This window comes from Streptomyces calidiresistens, from assembly GCF_014141525.1.
GTDB lineage: Bacteria > Actinomycetota > Actinomycetes > Streptomycetales > Streptomycetaceae > Streptomyces > Streptomyces calidiresistens.
In genome coordinates, this window is the sequence record NZ_VKHS01001520.1 from 1 (window position 1) to 517 (window position 517).

Sequence of the window (517 nt, forward strand, 5' to 3'; positions counted from 1 at the left end):
GCTGCACACCTTCGACGCCGCCGCCCCCGACGCCGGCGACCCGACGGATCCGGCCGCCCCGGGGTGGCGGGAACTGCTCCCGGCCACCCGCCTGGAACCGGACACCGTCCACCGCCTGCTGCTTCCCTGGCTCGCCGCCCTGGGCACCTTCGATCTCCTCGCCGCCGAACACGGCGGTCGGGTCGAGGACGCCTCGGACCGCTTCTACTCACCCCCCGGCCACACCCTGCTGCCCGGCCGCCCCGACCGCATGGACCAGGGCTGGGAGACCCGCCGCCGGCGCGACCGGGGCCACGACTGGATCCGCTACGCCCTGCCCGCCCGGGCCCGGATCCGCGCCGTGGAGATCGACACCGGCCGCTACCGGGGCAACGCCCCCGGCTGGGCCCGGCTGCACACCTTCGACGCCGCCGCCCCCGACGCCGGCGACCCGACGGATCCGGCCGCCCCGGGGTGGCGGGAACTGCTCCCGGCCACCCGCCTGGAACCGGACACCGTCCACCGCCTGCTGCTTCCC

General features: G+C 77.8%; 1 pseudogene. It reads left to right on the plus strand.

From position 1 onward, the window contains the following. Positions 1 to 517 (plus strand): annotated as a pseudogene (locus FOE67_RS28110) (allantoicase); the annotation flags it as partial.